The following is an 18672-nucleotide window of genomic DNA, read 5'->3' on the forward strand; positions in this document are numbered from 1 at the left end:
GGGAAATGAATGAAAAGTCTTAAGTTAGAGGAATTTACCCGCTATAAGTTTTTATCTGGTATTGAGTTATCACCAAAAGGAAAACATGCAGGGTTTGTAGTTCATGGGTCTAATCTAGAGGACAATAACTACAACTCAAATCTATGGCTCTATAATCTTAAGTCCGAGGGGCTTACCCAACTAACTGCACTTGATAAAGAGAGTAACTTTATATGGTTAGAAGACGGAGATAGTATCATATTCCCCACTGTGAGAGATGAGAAGGATAAGAAAAAGCTGGAATCAGGAGAAAGTTTTACACAATACTACAAAATAAATATAAATGGAGGAGAAGCTCAGAAATTCTTCAAAATTGATAAAAGGGTAACCTCCATAAAGCAAGTGGATCAAAGTAACTTCGCTTTTGCTGGAATTTTTGATCATAATGAAGAAGACCTATCTTCGTTAAATGAAGAAGAAAAAGCTAAGGAACTAAAAAAGAAAAAGGAAGAAAAAGACTATCAGGTTATAGAGGAGATTCCTTTTTGGAGTAATGGTGGAGGATTTACAAACAAAAAAAGAAACAGACTTTATATCTATGACCTAAAAACCAATGAATACAAAGCTATCTCAGAAGCTACCCATAGTGTAAACACATATATTGTAAGCCCTAATAAAGGCAAAATTTTATTCACAACACAATCCTTTGAAGGAGTAGTATCCCTTAGTACGGGAATTTACTTATATGATATAGCAACACAAAGTACTAAGACCCTTTTACAAGAAGGAGAGTATGCTTGTGGCTACACTGATTTTATAGATGAGGGAAGTATTGTATTTGCCGGAACAAAGGGAGAAGTATACGGAATGAATGAAAACAGGAAGTTCTTCCAGCTTGATATTGAAAGTGGAGAAGTAACTTGTCTAACCCCTGAGCTAGATGCGGGACTTTACAACTCAGTTGGTTCAGATTGCCGCTATGGTGGATCAACATCTTATAAAGTAGAAGACGGAAACCTGTACTTTGTTACCACTGAAGGTGAAAACTCCTATCTGAACAAATTGAATATCAAAGATAAGACAATCAAGAAAATAACCCATGGGGAAGGTTCCATTGATGGATTTGATGTAATAGGTGGGAATATTGTATTCATAGGTCTGAGGGGACTAAAACTACAAGAGTTATATTCCTTGGAAGATCAAGAAAAGCAAATCACAAACTTTAACCAGTGGGTAATGGATGAAATTAAGCTGTCCATACCAGAAGCATTGACCTTTGAAAATAGTGATGGAATAACCATAGATGGTTGGGTACTTAAACCAGTGGACTTTGATGATAATAAAAAATACCCTGCCATACTAAACATCCATGGCGGACCAAAGACTGTGTACGGAACAGTGTTCTATCATGAAATGCAATACTGGGCAAATGAAGGTTACTTTGTGTTCTTCTGTAATCCAAGGGGCAGTGATGGAAAAGGCAATGAATTTGCTGACATTAGAGGTAAGTACGGAACAGTTGACTATGATGACTTGATGCAATTTACCGATGAGGTGTTAGCAAAATACCCGAACATCGATGAAGACAGAGTTGGTGTAACTGGTGGATCATATGGTGGATTTATGACAAACTGGATTATTGGTCATACCCATAGATTTAAAGCTGCAGCATCTCAACGAAGTATCTCCAACTGGATATCGAAGTTTGGAACCACGGATATTGGTTTCTTCTTCGTGGATGACCAACAGGGAGGGACTCCTTGGAACAACGTTGACAAACTATGGTGGCACTCACCAATGAGGTATGCAGACAAAGTAAAAACTCCAACCCTCTTTATACACTCTGACGAAGACTACCGCTGCTGGACTCCTGAAGCATATCAAATGTTTACTTCAATCAAATATCATGGAGTAGAAGCAAGAATGTGCATATTCAAAGGTGAAAACCACGAACTAAGCAGAAGCGGAAAACCAAAACACCGTATAAGAAGACTAGAAGAAATAACAAACTGGTTTAACAGATACTTGAAGTAGGAAAATAATTACAGGAATTATAGGATGAACTAAACACTACTCCTACACTATCAAAACATACAAAACGCACTTAAATTTGTTAAGACCTAGTTCTTTAGCATCCAAGAGAAAGTCTGACCTCAAAATGAGCATATTAACTTAAACATTATCATTAACTCTCGACGCAAGAGTTGGTACTGTGTAGTTAATATGCGGCGCATTAAAATGACTTTGTTTCATACAGAAATAGCTAAACAAAAAGCTCCTTACCAAAAAATAGGTAAGGAGCTTTTTTATATTAGGAATCATGGATTCATGTATGTGTTTTATTTAGCTTTGTTATTAGGCAAAAATAATATCTGTATCTTCAGCATCAAAATCCACTGTAGAATCTGTTATGATGGAAGCTTCTTTTAGGTCTCCATAGGTATAAAATTTTCTAACATTAAACTTCGATGTATCAGCTAATACAAAACACCTTTGGCTGGCCTTTATTACTGCTTTTTTTAATTCCCTGTCCACTAAGTTATTAGTTGTAAAACCACCAACACAGTGGATGCCCAATGTGCCTATAAAAGCCACATCGAAGTTCATCATACTAACCTTGTCAGCCATATCTTCACCTATAATCATGTTGTAATCTGGTGTTGCATAGCCACCAAGGATATATGTCTTTATATTCTTCTCAAAAAGCTTTTGTATGTGGAAAAGTCCGTTTGTAACCACAGTTACGTTATTAGCTGTAATGCTCTCTATTAGATAGTAGCAAGTTGAGCCCGAATCTATGAAAATAAAGTCATTGTCTTTGATTAAGCTGGCAGCCTTTTTAGCAATCTTTCTTTTCTTATCAGTATCCTTTTTGAAAACTTCTTTTATATTTATAATATTATCTTCCCTAACTTCCATTTCAGCACCACCACGGGTTCGTTTTATAAGGCCTTGCTCTTCCATGGCTATAAGATCCCGCCTTACTGTAGATTTGGATATGTCAAAAGCATCCATTAAATCATGGACAGTGGCGGACTGGTTTTCCTTAAGATAATTCAATATTTTACTCCATCTATCTATCAAAATCATATTCTAGTCACCAACTTCTATAAATTGTTCAGAAAGGTTCATGCTTTGTTCATTTCCTTAAATACTAACATTAAAATAAAGACAATGTCAATGAGGACACTTTTGAGCTTAAGTTTTACAACTAAAAGCCATCACTTATGAATATCCTTAGTCTTTATTTGCAAATTTTAAGAAAAGTACTTTACCAATAAAATACTATGTGTTATATTAAAACTAGACTTGGGCAATCGTTTGCACGGTGAAGAGATAACCTTGTGCAATCTTTTTCCCTAAACATATGGAAATCACTCTGATTGCCAAAAGAAGTGGGGGTGTCATTATAAAATCTTATTTAATGGAAAATGGTGTTAAAGTTTTTAGATATGGAGAACCCATAGAAACAGGGATTATACAAGGAAAAATGACAGCTACGGAGCTAAATGCCGATCTTGAGATTGAATTCAAAAAAAATAATAGTTCTATAAACTTGCTGCTATCCCCTGAGGACATTGTCTATGGACTTGGTGCAAACTTAGGTGGAATAAATAAGCGAGGAAGAACTTATGAGTCATACTGTACAGATGATCCAAGTCATACAGAAGATAAGACCAAACTATATGGTGCACATAATTTTTTTATCATATCTGGTGACGTCTCTAGGGGATATTTTATAGATTACCCTTCAATGATTAAGTATGACGTGGGCTTCAAAAAAACAGATATATTGAACATTGAGATTACTGATGAGAATTTTACTATATATATTATTGACGGTAAATCACCCAGTGAAGTTACATCAAAATTCCTAACAATAATTGGTAGAGCATATATACCTCCAAAGTGGGGTTTCGGATACTTTCAAAGTCGTTGGGGGTATAAGGATAAAGGGGAAATATTAGATATTTACAATTCCTTTAAAGAAAATGATATCCCAATTGATGGTATTTACTTAGACTTAGACTACATGGAGAACTTTAAGGATTTTTCCATATCTGATGAAAGATTTAGTGACTTTAAAGAATTTGTTACGGATTTGAAGAAAGAAGGGTTATACCTAGTACCCATAATTGATGCAGGTGTAAAGGTAGAACCAGGGTATGACGTTTATGAAGAGGGGATAAAGGGAGACCACTTTTGTAAAGACATAAATGGAGATCCTTATGTAGCAGCCGTTTGGCCTGGCAAAGTGCACTTCCCCGATTTTCTAAAAGATGAAACTCAACACTGGTTTGGATCAAAATATAAGTTACTGACAGACGCAGGTATTGAGGGTGTTTGGAATGACATGAATGAGCCTGCCATATTCTATGATACTAAAGCTTTAGATGAAGCCATAGAATATGCCATAGAATCAAAGGGGAAGAACCTTGATATTCATTCGTTTTTTTCACTAAAAGATAAGTTTACAAACCTAGCAAATAAGGATGCGTACTATAAAAGCTTTTATCATCTACTAGGGGATAAAACGCTATCCAATGATGAAGTCCACAATTTATATGGATTCTACATGACTAAATCTGCCAATTTAGGTCTTACAAAGCTTTTAGAAAATAAAAGGTTTCTCCTAATCTCCCGTGCGTCAAGTATTGGAATGCATAGGTTTGGTGGCATGTGGACCGGTGACAACTCATCATGGTGGTCACACCTAGAACTGAACATAAAGATGATGCCATCACTAAATATGTGTGGATTTTTTTACACAGGTGCAGACACAGGGGGATTTGGTGGAAATTGTAGTGGCGAGCTACTTACTAGATGGCTTCAATTCAGTGTTTTTACACCACTTTTGAGAAATCACTCAGCCATAGGGTGTAGAAATCAAGAGCCATTTAGCTTTGATGAACAAGTTACTAAAAACTCTAAGAATATAATTAAAGTAAGATATAGACTTCTTCCATATATTTATTCTGAGTACATGAAAGCTGTCAGTCAATATGAGTTGATGTTTAAACCCCTTGCATTTGAGTATGGAGAAAGCTTAGCCAAAGAGACAGAAGATCAACTTTTGTTTGGTAATGAATTGATGCTTACACCAGTACACAGTGCAAATCAAAAGGGAAGATATGTTTTCTTACCAGAAAAAATGGCGGAGATAACTCTGGGTTCCGAAAGCTTAGAAGTGGAAATTAAATCTGACAAAATACACTATATGGATTATGGATTAGAAAATATAAAGTTTTACCTGCGGAAAAACAGTATTTTGCCATTAGTTAGACCATCTCAGAATGTAAAAAATATGGATACTAGTATGATGGATGTAGTTGCATATGTGGATGAAAAAGCTCATTACACTTTATTAGATGATGATGGGATAACATATGATTTTGAAAAAGGGGAAAAATTTGTCACAAACATCTCTATTGAATGGAAGAAAGATGATTATGAAATTAATGTCTCTAACAACAATTCATCAGTGAAAGAGCTAAATTTCAAAGTCATTGATTCTAGAGGTAATATGACAGTAAAAAAAATAAATCTATAGATAGGGAGAGTCTATATGAAAAACCGATCCAGTGGGATTTTAATGCATATTTCATCTTTGCCAAGTGATTATGGTATAGGGGATTTTGGTAAAGAGGCATATAATTTTGTGGACTTTTTAGTTAAAGGGAACCAAAAAAACTGGCAGATACTGCCTTTGGGTGTTACCGGCTATGGTGATTCACCATATCAATGCTTTTCTGCCTTTGCAGGAAACCCATACTTCATTGACTTAGATGAACTGATTGAACTTAAGTTTTTAAGTATTCAAGATGTTAAAAATTTCGACCTAGGTACAAACTCAAGCTATGTTGACTATGGTTTGCTTTACAAAAACAAAATGCAGCTTTTGAGAATGGCCTATAAAAAAGCAAAAAAAGAGATTTTTGCTGATTTGCAAGATTTTTATGAAGATAATAAAGATTGGCTTAGGGAGTTTGCCCTATATATGTCTATTAAAGCCCATAACAACAATAAATCTTGGATGCAATGGGATGCTTCATATAAAAGTGCTACATCTGATGCTGTTATAGCCTTTGAAAAGGCTAATGAAGGCGAATTATACTTCTGGGTATTTACCCAATATTTCTTTACAAATCAATGGGAAAAGTTGAAAAAATATGCCAACAAAAATGGGATAAGTATAATAGGTGACTTGCCCATATATGTGTCTGAAGATAGCTCAGATGTCTGGAGTAACCCAAGTTTATTTAATTTAGATGAAGCCTTGATGCCTATTACAGTAGCAGGTTGTCCTCCAGATGCATTTTCAGAAACTGGACAGTTGTGGGGTAACCCAATATACAACTGGAAGGCAATGGAAGAAGACGACTACAAATGGTGGATTAAGCGTATAAACCACAGCTTCCAATTATATGATACTTTAAGAATTGACCATTTCAGAGGCTTTGAAGCATACTGGGAAGTGAAATACGGCTCTGCTACTGCCATAGATGGTAAATGGGTAAAGGGCCCAGGTATGAAGTTATTTAAAAAGATCAAAGAAGAGTTAGGTGACTTAGATATAATTGCAGAAGATTTAGGCTACCTTACAGAAGATGTTTACAAGCTTATGGAAGACTCAGGCTTTCCAGGTATGAAGGTACTTCAGTTTGCCTTTGATTCACGGGAAGAAAGTGATTATCTACCTCACAACTACAACAATAATTGCGTAGTATATACAGGAACCCATGACAATCATACTGCCATGGGATGGTTTGAAAATGTACCGAAAGAAGACAAGAAATACGCAATTGATTACCTAAAGCTTAACTATGATGAAGGTTTTAACTGGGGATTCTTAAGAGGTGCTTGGAGTTCAGTGGCATATCTAGCAGTGGCACCAATGCAAGATTTTCTAGCCTTAGGTGATGAAGCTAGGATAAACATACCATCAACCATTGGAACCAACTGGACTTGGAGAATGAGCAAGTCTGACCTAGATGATACCCTTGCAAAGAAAATAGCTAAGCTAAATAAAATATATAGGAGGTAGCCTGCATGAACAAAGAAAATATCTTAAAAAAGATGGAAAGCTATTCTTTAACTAGTTTTGGAAAAACATTAGCAAAATGCAGTTACAAAGAGAAATATATCGCTTTAGCAAAAGCGCTTATGGAAGAAATTGTGCCTACATGGATTCAATCAGAGGAAAAATTTGAGGGTAAAAAGCAAGCATACTATCTGTCAGCGGAGTTTTTAATGGGAAGAGCACTTACCAACAACCTATTAAACATGAAATCTAAAGCTATAGTTGAAGAACTATTTGAAGACATGGGGATAGACTTCAATACTATCGAGGAAGCAGAAGAGGATGCTGGCCTTGGAAATGGTGGTTTAGGTAGACTTGCAGCATGCTTTTTAGATTCTGGGGCAACCTTAAACTACCCATTAACGGGTTATGGAATTAGATATCAGTTTGGTATATTTAAGCAATTATTCATTGACGGTTTTCAAGTGGAAATCGGTGATAACTGGCTAGAGCACGGTGACCCTTGGTCTATCAGAAAAGCATCTGAAGCCATTACGGTTTCCTTTGCAGATGGAGACGTCCTTGCGGTTCCATACGATACCCCTATTATAGGCTTTGGTCAGAAAACCATTAACACATTGAGGCTGTGGCAAGCAGAAGCTCTTAATAAGTTTGACTTTGAAGAGTTTAACCATCAGAACTATGATTTGTCTGTTAAAGATAAAAATGATGCTGAAAACATCTCTAAAGTTTTATATCCTAACGACTCTAACGATGAAGGTAAACTACTCAGACTTAAACAACAGTATTTCTTTGTATCTGCGTCCCTTCAAGACCTTGTTAGAAAGTACAAAGAAAAATATCAAGATCATAACTTTGATAACTTTGCAAAGCTTCATGCAGTGCAACTAAATGACACTCACCCAGGGGTAGCTATACCTGAGATGATGAGGTTATTGACACAACAAGAGAACTTGTCTTGGGAGAAAGCATGGAAGATAGTAGTTGATACATTTGCTTATACAAATCACACCCTGCTAGCTGAAGCCCTTGAACAATGGTCAGTGAAATTATACCAGGAGTTACTACCAGAAGTTTACGAAATTATTGTTAAGATAGATCAACAACTTCGGGAAGAATTAGAAGCTAAAGGTATAACTAAAAAAGAACTGCCACAGTTCGAGATAATAAGTAATGGAATGATAAAAATGGCTTGGCTTTCTATCTACGGGACAAAATCTACAAATGGTGTTGCTCAGTTACACACTGACCTTCTCACAGAGGTGGAGTTAAACCACTGGTATAAGCTATACCCAGAGAGATTTAACAACAAGACCAACGGGATAACCCAAAGAAGATGGCTACTCCAAAGCAATCCTGAGCTATCTAATTATATAACGGAGCTTTTAGGTTCAGACAATTGGATTACTAACTTAGAAGAACTGAAGAAACTTAACCAGGTTTCTGATGATAAAGAAGTTTTAAAGGAATTTATAAACATTAAGCAAACCAAAAAAAATCAACTAGCAGACTATATAAAAGAAAACGAAGGAATAGAGGTTGATCCTAAATCTATATTTGATATACAGATTAAAAGGTTGCACGAATACAAAAGACAGCTACTTAAGGCATTTTATATATTAGATTTATACTATAGATTAAAAGAGGATCCAAGCTTAGATATAGTTCCTAGAACCTTTATATTTGGAGCAAAGGCAGCACCTGGATACTTTAGAGCCAAGGGAATTATCAAGTTTATAAATGAAATTAAAAAACTAGTAAACAACGACTCGGAAATCAACGGAAAAATTAAAGTAGTATTTGTGGAAAACTACAGAGTATCCTATGCAGAAAGACTCTTCCCAGCTGCAGATATATCAGAGCAAATTTCAACTGCAGGTAAAGAAGCATCTGGCACAGGCAATATGAAATTCATGCTTAATGGTGCTCCCACAATAGGAACCTATGATGGGGCAAATGTGGAGATAGTGGAAGAAGCAGGGGAAGAGAATAACTTTATCTTTGGCCTAAGGGTGGAAGATATCGCGAAAATAGAAAACTATGATCCAAAAGCTGAATATGTAAACGTAAAAGGGCTACAAAGGGTGATAGATTCATTAATTGACGGTACCTTCGATGATGGAGGTACAGGGATGTTTAAGGAACTGCACGACTCTATTTTAAAAGGTGCTAGCTGGCATAAGCCAGACAACTACTATATTGTTCGAGACTTTGATGATTATAGAAAAGCCCAATTAGAGGTTGACCAAGCTTTTAGAGAAAAAATGACCTGGGCAAAAAAATGCTGGCTGAACATCGCAAACGCTGGTAAATTCAGTTCTGATAGAACAATTGATCAATACGCTAAAGAAATATGGGGAATTGAAAAGGCGTAATAAAAACAACCACTGATAGACTGACCATGTAAGCACCCCTCCAACCTTTGCTCACATGGTCAGCACCTCTAGTGTGCAAACAATTGCACAAAATATAAATAAAATAAAGTTTAAAATATTATTGCTATTTAACAATGTTCGTTGTATAATGTTTTTGAGGGATATTAATTTTTTTGCTAAACTGTGCAATCGTATGCATGAAATTTTATTTTATGACCTAGCTATGAAAAATATTTTCATAACCATGTAATTAAATAAACAAGTAATGCGTAATTTGTATCAGTTTAAGCTAGTAAAAAAAGGGGAGGATTCAAAATGAAAAAAGGACTAAGTTTATTACTTATCGCGATTTTGGCACTATCATTAGCTGCTTGTAGTGGCGGTTCAAACGACGACCCAAAGGGTGAAGCTCTCACGGCTGAGATTACTGTACAGGTTGAAGAAGATTGGTTAGCTTACTACGAAGCTGCCAAAGCTAGAGTATTAGAAAACAATCCTGATGCTAAAATTGAATTTATCGTCACAGGTTCCTTTGACCATCTAAATGTACTAGATGATACAGACGTTACAAACGAAGACGTTGCAGACGTATTCGCTATCCCAGCTGACAGAATTTATACCTTATCACAAAATGAAGCTTTAGCAGCTTTAGATGCAAAGGCCATGGCATCTAACGTAGGTGGTTTCAGCAACTACGACGCTGGTCTAGGTGGAAACTTTAAAGTTAATGGCGAATACCTAGCATTCCCAATGAACATCGAAACCCTTATCACTTTTGCAAACCCTGCAAATGCTGAAGATTTAGATGTTGACTTATCAGGTTCTGTTGAACTTACTGAAGTAGATTTCGAAACTATATTAATACCTGTTTTCGATGCATGGTTCGGTGTTGCTGTCGCTAACGCTGGAGGTATTGAACTGTTAGGTAAAGATGCTCAAGGAAATCTTTTCTCTGATATGACAAAAGATTTCGCTGACTTAAACCAACAACAACAAGATGTTTTAACTGCACTTTATGACTATTGGAAAACACATCATCAAGCTGGAACAGACCTTTGGGATGAAGACGCAGCTTGGGGCTACATGGATACACAGTTTGCTCCCGGTGGAAACACTGCTCTAAGAATAGAAGGTCCATGGTCTACTGGTAACTTAACAAACCATGCAGGTGGAAATGTTGAAATCCTACCAATAGGTCAAGTTACAATAGCAGGTCACCCGCTAACTCACTGGCAAGGTGGTTGGGGATTAGCTGTTAACTCTCGCGTTGAATTAGACGAAGAGAAAATGCTCCTTTCTCAACTTATGATTGAAGAAATTATGAATACTGACTATGCAGTAGATTTATTCAAAGCTACTGGTAAAATCATGGAGAACGTTCCAACTTCTGTATATTTAAACTCTGACTTATCAGCAACTGACAAAGCTGTTATCGAAGCTGTAATCGAGTCTTACGAAGAAGCTCCAGCTCGTCCTCTGTTCACTGAATGGGGTCAAGTATGGGATACTTGGAAGAACTCACTTCTTTCATGGTCTTCTGTTAATCCACAGTCAGTAGAAGAAGCTTATGAGCAAATGAAAGCTTCATTCGATGCCTTGATGGCAAACTTCTAAGGACTAGAGTATTAAGGGAAGAGAGGTTAAACCTTTCTTCCCTATATTTATAACTTAAAACATTATTTTCTTATATTATTTAACAAGTAACTTATGTTAAACTTAAAGATAGAATCTATAATAAAGGGGTAAGGCTAATGGATGGTTACACTAAATTACCTAGAAAACATCTATATTTTATTTTAGTATTTTGTGCAGTGATTATATTTGCTGTATCTTTGGAAACGATGTTTAGGGTGAAAGATATTGGCCTTTACCACAATTGGGTTGAAAACATGGAACTAATGGATAATCCACAGGTGTTAGAAGCAGAAATTTGGAATGCATACCTAACAGCTAACCTAAGCCACTACTTCTTAACTGTCATTATACCAATGATATTTAGTATTCATTCTTATTTTGCTTTTGTAAAAGTCAGGATAAGCGGGTTGTTTGTTTTTCTCTGGATAGTTTTAATACTAGGTGGCCTGGCATACACAGCTGTGGAGTTAAATTTTCATTCAGTTTTTTACTATATTAGAATAGTGTCCTATTTAGGTTTGACAATTACAACATTGTCATTATCAAGCGTAATAAATGAAAGCAAACTCTTGTAAAGGTGGGAGTACCTTGGCAAAACATAAACAATTTTTATATGATGACATCGGAAATGAATATCAACGTAAAAACTTATATTTATTAGAACTTGCATTGTTAGAGAACAAGATTGAAGGGGCAGATAATGCAAATAAAGACAAGCTTAAAGCTGAGCTTGCTGAGTTGACTAAGAGCAAAGCAACTCATCCATATAATCAAAAGTTAAGGGAATATGAAACAAAAGAAAGAGATTTTTTAAAAGCACTAAAAGAAAAGAAAAGAGCTTATATTAAAGATCTAAAAAAAGAAACTGATATGGCATATAGAATGAAGAATCTAAAGGTTCAGTTGTTAGATGCTCAAGAGAAAAATAGTTTCTATGGAAAATATATAGAGCTATGTTATGACGCTGAACTATCTTTCGATGAAAGTAAACTAAAATTAAAACATATCCCTGAAATAATTGCCACACTAGAGCAAAATCAAAGGGATTTAGCTGAAGCAATCAAAGAGAGTAGTAATATAGACCAACAGAAAGAAGTTAAAGCAAATTCAGAGATAAGAAAATACAAGGAAGACCAAAAAGTATTACTACAGGAAAACAAAAAAAGACTGAAGCAAAAAAAGAAACAAGGAACTATTTCACAAAAGGCAATGAAAAATGGATTTTCAGAGTTAAAAACAAAGTTTAAAAAAGCCCTTGCAATTAAGAAGTTTGAGTCCCCTAAAAGGGCTAATAAAGAGCTTATAGCAAACAAGAAATATGAGATTAGAAATGGTACGAAACGCATGTTAAATGTCTTGTATGCTGATATAGCAGATGTAAGAAGAAAAACACCAATGGAAACAAAAAAACAGTCACCAATCTTCGCTTACCTTACTTTTTTAATTCCAGGGCTGGGACAATTATTAAATAAGCAGTATGTAAAAGCAGCTATGTTTTTTGTGGCTTCAATTTTCATCTACTTTGCTGCTGTACCTTATGCACTAGGTTACGGAAATTATCAAGGAGAAGGTATTGCAGGGCTTATATCCCTAGCTGAAGGTGGCGCAAGAATTCATAAGTCCCTTATATTTATGATTGAAGGGATTATCGCGTTATTTTTAAGTATAATTGCCATTGGTTTAATTGTAGTCTCATTTAATGATGTACTAAAGGTGGAAAAACAGAAAATCCTTGGTATAAGACCGAAAAACTGGTTTGAAACCAGATCAGGCATTACACAAGAAGGGTTTCCCTACCTTGTTTCTTTTCCAGCCCTATTTGTAACAGTATTTATAGTTATGGTGCCTGTATTGACAACTGTGCTATTGTCCTTTACAAATATGGGACCTCAAACACAGTCGAAATTTACATGGGTGGGAGTAGAAAATTATAAAAGAATTTTTCTTGGGCAAGGGTTGGCAGGATCAACTTTTTGGTTAATTTTATTTTGGACAGTTATTTGGACCTTGGCTGCTACTACTTTAGCAATACTTATAGGGTTCCTGCTAGCCATTATAGCAAATAATGAAAGAATTATTGGTAAGAAGTTTTTTAGAACAATATATCTACTGCCATGGGCAGTACCTGCCTTTATAACCATAATGTTTTTTAGTATAATGTTCTCTCCAAGAGGAGCATTAACACAAATAATTGAAAACATAACTGGAATATCTGTGGTTGTAAAATACAGCCCAACCTTAACTAGGTTAACCTTGATAGCGTTACAGGGATGGTTAGGTAGTGCTTATGTATTTTTGTTAACAACTGGCGTTTTACAGGCTATTCCTGGGGACCTTTACGAAGCTGCAGATATGGATGGAGCTTCATCTTGGCAGAAGCTTCGAAGGATTACGATACCTATTGTATTGTTCCAGATAGCGCCACTATTGGTTACACAATATACATTTAACTTCAATAACTTTTCGATTATTTACCTATTTAATGGAGGAGGGCCATTTAACCCCGTTAAATATGGAAACTTAGCAGGTTCGTCAGACTTGTTGATTTCCTACGTATATAAGTTGACAATCGAAAATCAATACCAAGCTATAGGTGCTGCAATTACCATATTTATATCCCTTGGATTGATGACGTTTGCCTTTATAGGATTTAAGAATTCAAAAGCCTTTAAAGAGGAGAGGTTATAATGAAGCTTTTTAACCGTTTTAATAGAGATGATTTAGTTATTAACAAAAAACCTTTATTACCTTTCTTAAGATTTAGAAAAAAGGAAAGGCTATATCTGTCTGATAGGCAACCACTAACCCTAATGGGGATATTAGGGTTAGGACTATCGTATGTTGTCCTCTTTGCCTGGGCATTTATTATAATATGGCCACTCTTACAGATGGTTATATCTGCCTTCAACGGTAAACAAGGGGCATACTTGATGCAAAACACTAACTTCGAATTTTCTTTGAAACATTTTGAGTACCTTTTTAGTGAAACCCTATATTTGACATGGGTTAAAAATACATTATTTATTTCTGGTGCCACTGCTATACTGACCCTTATCATTGTATCCTTTACAGGTTATGCATATTCAAGGTATCGTTTTAAAGGAAGAAAAGCTTCCCTCATGGCTATAATGCTTATTCAAACAATACCAACATTTGCGGGCATAACAGCATTTTTTACCATGCACTCAATAATAGCATCAGTGATTCCACAATTCACAAGACAAATGATGCTGATACTAATTTACTCAGGTGGGGCAATAGCTAGTAATACTTTTATTCTGAAGGGGTATATAGACTCTGTTTCTACTGAACTTGATGATGCAGCGAAAATTGATGGATGCTCTAATATGGATGTATACAGACTTATAATACTTCCCATTGCACGTCCTATGCTTACCATAATAGCCCTTTGGTCTTTCATAGGACCTTTTATGGATTATATGTTACCCAGGGTATTACTAACAAACCCTCAATCATATACATTGGCTGCTGGACTCTTTACACTAACAAATGATTTTAGAACAATGAACCAACCAGCCTTTGCGGCAGGTGGTTTGTTAACAGCCATACCTATAGCAGTACTATTTATGTTGCTTCAAGATCAACTTGTATCAGGGTTGGCAAAGGGTGCAGTCAAAGGTTAATATCCATAAAATGAGTTTACAATACTAGTGATAATACGAGGAGGGTCCTTATGAAAGTTACTTTGAAAAACATAGGTAAGAAATATGAAGGACGGGAAGAGTTTACCTTAAAAGACATAAATCTTGAAATAGAAGAAAAAGATTTTTGTGTTATCTTAGGTCCATCTGGTTGTGGGAAAACAACACTACTGAGGATGATTGCTGGACTGAACTCCATAACAGAGGGTGACCTGTTATTTAACAATAAAAGAATGAACAAAGTAGCACCAAAGGATAGGGATATCGCTATGGTATTTCAATCCTATGCACTCTACCCACACATGACAGTTTATGAGAACATGGCATTTTCCCTCACCATGAGAAAAGAACGTAAAAAACTTATAGATGAGCGAGTTCGTGAGGCTGCCAAAGTACTTCAGATTGAAGACTATCTATACTCCAAACCATCTGATATATCCGGTGGGCAGCGCCAAAGAGTAGCTCTAGGCCGTGCCATGGTAAGGAATCCAAAGGTATTCCTAATGGATGAGCCCCTATCCAACCTAGATGCTAAGCTTAGAGAGCACATGCGAGTGGAGCTTGTTAGACTGCATAAGCAGTTAGGTACCACAAGTATCTATGTTACCCATGATCAAACGGAAGCCATGACCATGGCAAGTAAAATAGTACTTATGAATGAAGGTAAGATTCAACAAGCCGGAAGACCCGATGAATTTTACAATAAACCTGCTAATATATTTGTAGCTAAATTTATTGGTTCACCTACAATGAATATCCTTAAAGGTACCATGGAAGATGGGAAATTTGTATCGAAGAATAAACTTATGGTAATAACACCATCTGAAGAAGATAGTATTAAACTTAAATCCTATGAAGGACGTAATGTATCAGTGGGCATAAGGCCTGAAAGATTCGAAAGTGGTGGAGAGTTCGGTGACACCTTTAAGGCATTAGTTGAAGTTGTTGAGATGCTTGGAAAAGAAAAAATTCTATATGCCAAGATGGCAGATGGCCATGAACTAGTTATTTCTACACCAGGGCACTACAAATATAACGAGGGTGAGACACACTCCTTTGGTTTTGATATTGAAGCAATCCACTTTTTTGATACAGAAAGTGGAGAACGTATAAATTAGTCAAGGATGTAACTAAAAAATTACTATATATTTAGTAAGAAATAATCTATAATATAAGAATATACGTATTAACATAAGGAAGTGGAGAATTTGAAAACAAGTGGAGCAGTCACAATTAAAGATGTTGCAAAAATGGCTGGCGTATCTCCCTCGACAGTTTCTAGGGTTATATCTAGGAATCCTAAAATCACCCCTGAAACCAGTGAAAAAGTGCTAAAATGCATGAAAGAACTTGGATATTACCCAAACGCCATTGCTAGGTCTTTGGCAAGCAAAAAGTCAGGGACTATTGGCGTAATTATGCCTACAACCTCTGAAGATGTATTACTGAATCCTTTTTTTCCAGAAGCATTGAGGGGTATTGCAAAGGCTGCATCTAAGGCAGGCTATGATCTATTACTTTCCACAAATGCGGAAAAGGGAGAAGAATTAAAGGTAATAAAAAATTTCATAAGAGGTTCGAAGGTCGATGGAATAATTCTAATGTCCAGTAAAGTAAATGATGAATGTATTGAGTTTCTAACATCATTGGACTTTCCATTCTCCCTTATAGGGTCACCCCACTGTTTTAGTGATAAAATAAACCATGTGGACAACGATAACTACATGGCAGCATATGAACTTACCCGTCACCTCAGCATGACTGGTAGAAGGAAAAAGATAGCCATGATTGCCGGAGACGAAAAACTCACTGTGACTCAAAAAAGGATAGAGGGCTATAAAAAAGCTCTAGAAGAAAGTAATATACCCTTTAAACACGAACTGTTATTTATGGGAAGCTTTGATGAGAAAACAGGATATAAATACGGTAGCATAATAGCTGACCTAGACCCAAGACCCGATGCAGTGATTGTCACTGATGACGTGGTAGCATTTGCAGCTGTAAGGTTATTTGAGAGTTTGGATGTAAAGATACCTGAAGATATAGCTGTGGCAAGTTTCAACAACAGCATCTTATCAAGATACTCAAATACTCCCATAACTTCAGTGGATGTAAATGCAGCAAAGCTAGGGAAAGAATCCATGAAGCTACTAGTAGAAGCCATGGAAAGTGGAGTAAGGGGTAGTAAAGTAATTACGCCCTATACTCTTCATAAGAGAAAATCCACCGAAGGGTAGGCTGTTGAAAAGCATCCATCTTCTTGGTTGCTTCAAAACCCCAGAATCGTCACGTATAAAACATACGCTCCGAGTCTGGGGTTTCTTGCGCCTCAAAGATGAATGCTTTTGAATGATCTAGTGGCTGTTAACAAAATATAAAATGAAATTAACAAAATATATTGACTATTACAAAAAAAGTGTTAATATAAATGTAAGTTAAAATTAAAGTCTGGCCTGCAACTGATCCAAGGTATGCTTCAATCTATGTTTATGGTGGTAAACGCTCAACCTTAGAGAGAATGTATAGTGGTCTTAAAGGTTATGCAGCTGTAGCTAGATTTACTAAACAATCATTTGATGGGTATTACTTGTATCGTGGGGATATAAAGTTAAGAGTTAAACAAGAAGAGACATTTGTTTATGTACCAACTGGCTTATTAACAAGTAGTAGACAATACAGAACTATGTTTACCCATGAGCTTGGGCATGCATTAGGTTGGAGAGGGCATAGTCCTGTAAAAGATGATGTAATGCATTCATCTTCTAATAAAGATGTTCTAACAGGAAGAGATAGAGCACATTTAAGACAAATGTACTAAATAAATGTAAGTAAAAAATAAAGGGAGGGTAAGCAATGAACCGAAAATTATTTTGGGGCGGTCTAGCATTTGTTTTATTTGCTTGTGTAGTTATTCTTGTGGTTACTAATCTCGGAGATAGAAATAAAATTAGAGCAATATCCAGTGAGCTTGCGTTAGTAGAAACACACGTTAATACTTCTGTAGAGGGTACTAAACTTTACGAGCCTACAATGGAAAACGCATTAAAGCATAGTGAATATATACTAAGTGGGAAAATATCTGGCATTAAGGATGAGATAAAAGAAAGTATATTATACTCATTTACCATTGAGGAAACCATAATGGGTGAGATTGCCGAAAGGGAAATAATTATATTTGGCTATGGATCTGAGTTTGAAGTGGGAAGTGAATATATTTTGTTTCTAAATGTGCATAGCTATACAGAAAGACCATACGATATCTATGTTTACGATGATCACTTTTTTTTTAAAATCGACAATGGTGAAATTCAGAGATTAATTGATGTCTTCCCTTTCGAAGAATATATATCCCCGTTCGAAAATGAAAAATACAATAACATAGATAACTTTATAAAACTATTAAAAGATAACACACTAAGTAAAAAAGGGACCAGTGAGAGGGCAAAGGAAAAAATTGATGATTATGGAACACTATATAACAAATCCCATATAGTAATGGAAATAAAGTTAAGTGGTTTGTACAAAATTGATAAGTATATTTCTGAGCCTATATTTACAATTTCAGAAACTTATAAAGGCGATGCAACTGATATATTGTTTTTCTTACCCACTAATTTAGAAATAGGTGAGAACTATCTAATATTCCTTGAACAAACGGAGGATAGTTTTTATAGCATCACAACAAGACAAAACAGTATATTTAAAGTTGGTACATCAGAGTACAAAGAAGTTTTAAGTGAAATTAACTAAAACGTACTCCACCACCTTACAATCATAATAGATATTATAAGGAACTGTTTATAAACATTTTTCATCAAATGTTCATTGATTTTAGAAGAGCCCCCAAAACCCTCGCGTATAGGCCATACGCGAGGGTTTTGGGGGCTCTTTTAGCTTCTCTTTTCCAATATTCCAACAGACCTCACTTGCAAGAACCAAAGCGTTCGCCCTTAAAAAAATGAATTGCGATAAAACTGGG

13 protein-coding genes are annotated in these 18672 nt (G+C 35.8%); 12 read left to right on the forward strand and 1 reads right to left on the reverse strand.

The window, feature by feature from the left end; translation table 11 throughout:
* The first annotated feature begins 9 nt into the window (after positions 1 to 9).
* Entirely contained in the window at positions 10 to 2013 is a 2004-nt protein-coding gene (locus tag HYG86_RS18210; protein ID WP_246451765.1) for a S9 family peptidase, read from the forward strand.
* 321 nt (positions 2014 to 2334) lie between these two features.
* Here HYG86_RS18210 and HYG86_RS12160 read toward each other — a convergent pair whose 3' ends face one another.
* Positions 2335 to 3069 carry a DeoR/GlpR family DNA-binding transcription regulator gene (locus HYG86_RS12160; protein WP_213165830.1) on the reverse strand — a complete coding sequence of 245 codons (735 nt, stop codon included), beginning with the start codon at positions 3067 to 3069 and terminating at the stop codon, positions 2335 to 2337.
* Between the two features lie 334 nt (positions 3070 to 3403).
* On the opposite strand from HYG86_RS12160, the gene HYG86_RS12165 reads away from it, so the two are divergent.
* The 11 genes from HYG86_RS12165 to HYG86_RS12215 all read left to right on the forward strand — a co-directional run bounded on the left by HYG86_RS12165 (position 3404) and on the right by HYG86_RS12215 (position 18443).
* A complete protein-coding gene (locus HYG86_RS12165; protein WP_246451768.1) occupies positions 3404 to 5530 on the forward strand; it encodes a TIM-barrel domain-containing protein in 2127 nt (708 codons plus the stop codon).
* 15 nt (positions 5531 to 5545) lie between these two features.
* Complete coding sequence (gene malQ / locus HYG86_RS12170; RefSeq protein WP_213165831.1) at positions 5546 to 7024, forward strand: 4-alpha-glucanotransferase; 1479 nt, start codon at positions 5546 to 5548, stop codon at positions 7022 to 7024.
* Positions 7025 to 7029: 5 nt separating this feature from the next.
* Entirely contained in the window at positions 7030 to 9396 is a 2367-nt protein-coding gene (locus HYG86_RS12175; protein WP_213165832.1) for a glycogen/starch/alpha-glucan phosphorylase, read from the forward strand.
* Positions 9397 to 9711: 315 nt separating this feature from the next.
* Complete coding sequence (locus HYG86_RS12180; RefSeq protein ID WP_213165833.1) at positions 9712 to 11010, forward strand: sugar ABC transporter substrate-binding protein; 1299 nt, start codon at positions 9712 to 9714, stop codon at positions 11008 to 11010.
* Between the two features lie 137 nt (positions 11011 to 11147).
* A complete protein-coding gene (locus HYG86_RS12185) occupies positions 11148 to 11606 on the forward strand; it encodes a hypothetical protein (RefSeq protein WP_213165834.1) in 459 nt (152 codons plus the stop codon).
* Between the two features lie 13 nt (positions 11607 to 11619).
* Positions 11620 to 13719 (forward strand): carbohydrate ABC transporter permease, encoded by a 2100-nt coding sequence (locus HYG86_RS12190; protein WP_213165835.1) that lies wholly within the window; start codon positions 11620 to 11622, stop codon positions 13717 to 13719.
* On the forward strand, positions 13719 to 14675 hold the full coding sequence (locus tag HYG86_RS12195; RefSeq protein WP_213165836.1) for a sugar ABC transporter permease: 957 nt from the start codon (positions 13719 to 13721) through the stop codon (positions 14673 to 14675). The genes HYG86_RS12190 and HYG86_RS12195 overlap by 1 nt, the downstream gene beginning before the upstream one ends.
* A gap of 50 nt (positions 14676 to 14725) precedes the next feature.
* The gene (locus tag HYG86_RS12200) at positions 14726 to 15811 is read left to right on the forward strand and encodes an ABC transporter ATP-binding protein (RefSeq protein ID WP_213165837.1); all 1086 of its coding nucleotides are present in this window, start codon (positions 14726 to 14728) and stop codon (positions 15809 to 15811) included.
* Between the two features lie 90 nt (positions 15812 to 15901).
* Positions 15902 to 16930 (forward strand): LacI family DNA-binding transcriptional regulator, encoded by a 1029-nt coding sequence (locus HYG86_RS12205; protein ID WP_213165838.1) that lies wholly within the window; start codon positions 15902 to 15904, stop codon positions 16928 to 16930.
* A 281-nt stretch (positions 16931 to 17211) separates the two neighbouring features.
* Positions 17212 to 17511 (forward strand): hypothetical protein, encoded by a 300-nt coding sequence (locus tag HYG86_RS12210; RefSeq protein WP_213165839.1) that lies wholly within the window; start codon positions 17212 to 17214, stop codon positions 17509 to 17511.
* Between the two features lie 35 nt (positions 17512 to 17546).
* Entirely contained in the window at positions 17547 to 18443 is an 897-nt protein-coding gene (locus tag HYG86_RS12215) for a hypothetical protein (protein ID WP_213165840.1), read from the forward strand.
* The last annotated feature ends 229 nt before the right edge of the window (positions 18444 to 18672 follow it).

The sequence above is a fragment of the Alkalicella caledoniensis genome (assembly GCF_014467015.1).
Lineage (GTDB): Bacteria > Bacillota > Proteinivoracia > Proteinivoracales > Proteinivoracaceae > Alkalicella > Alkalicella caledoniensis.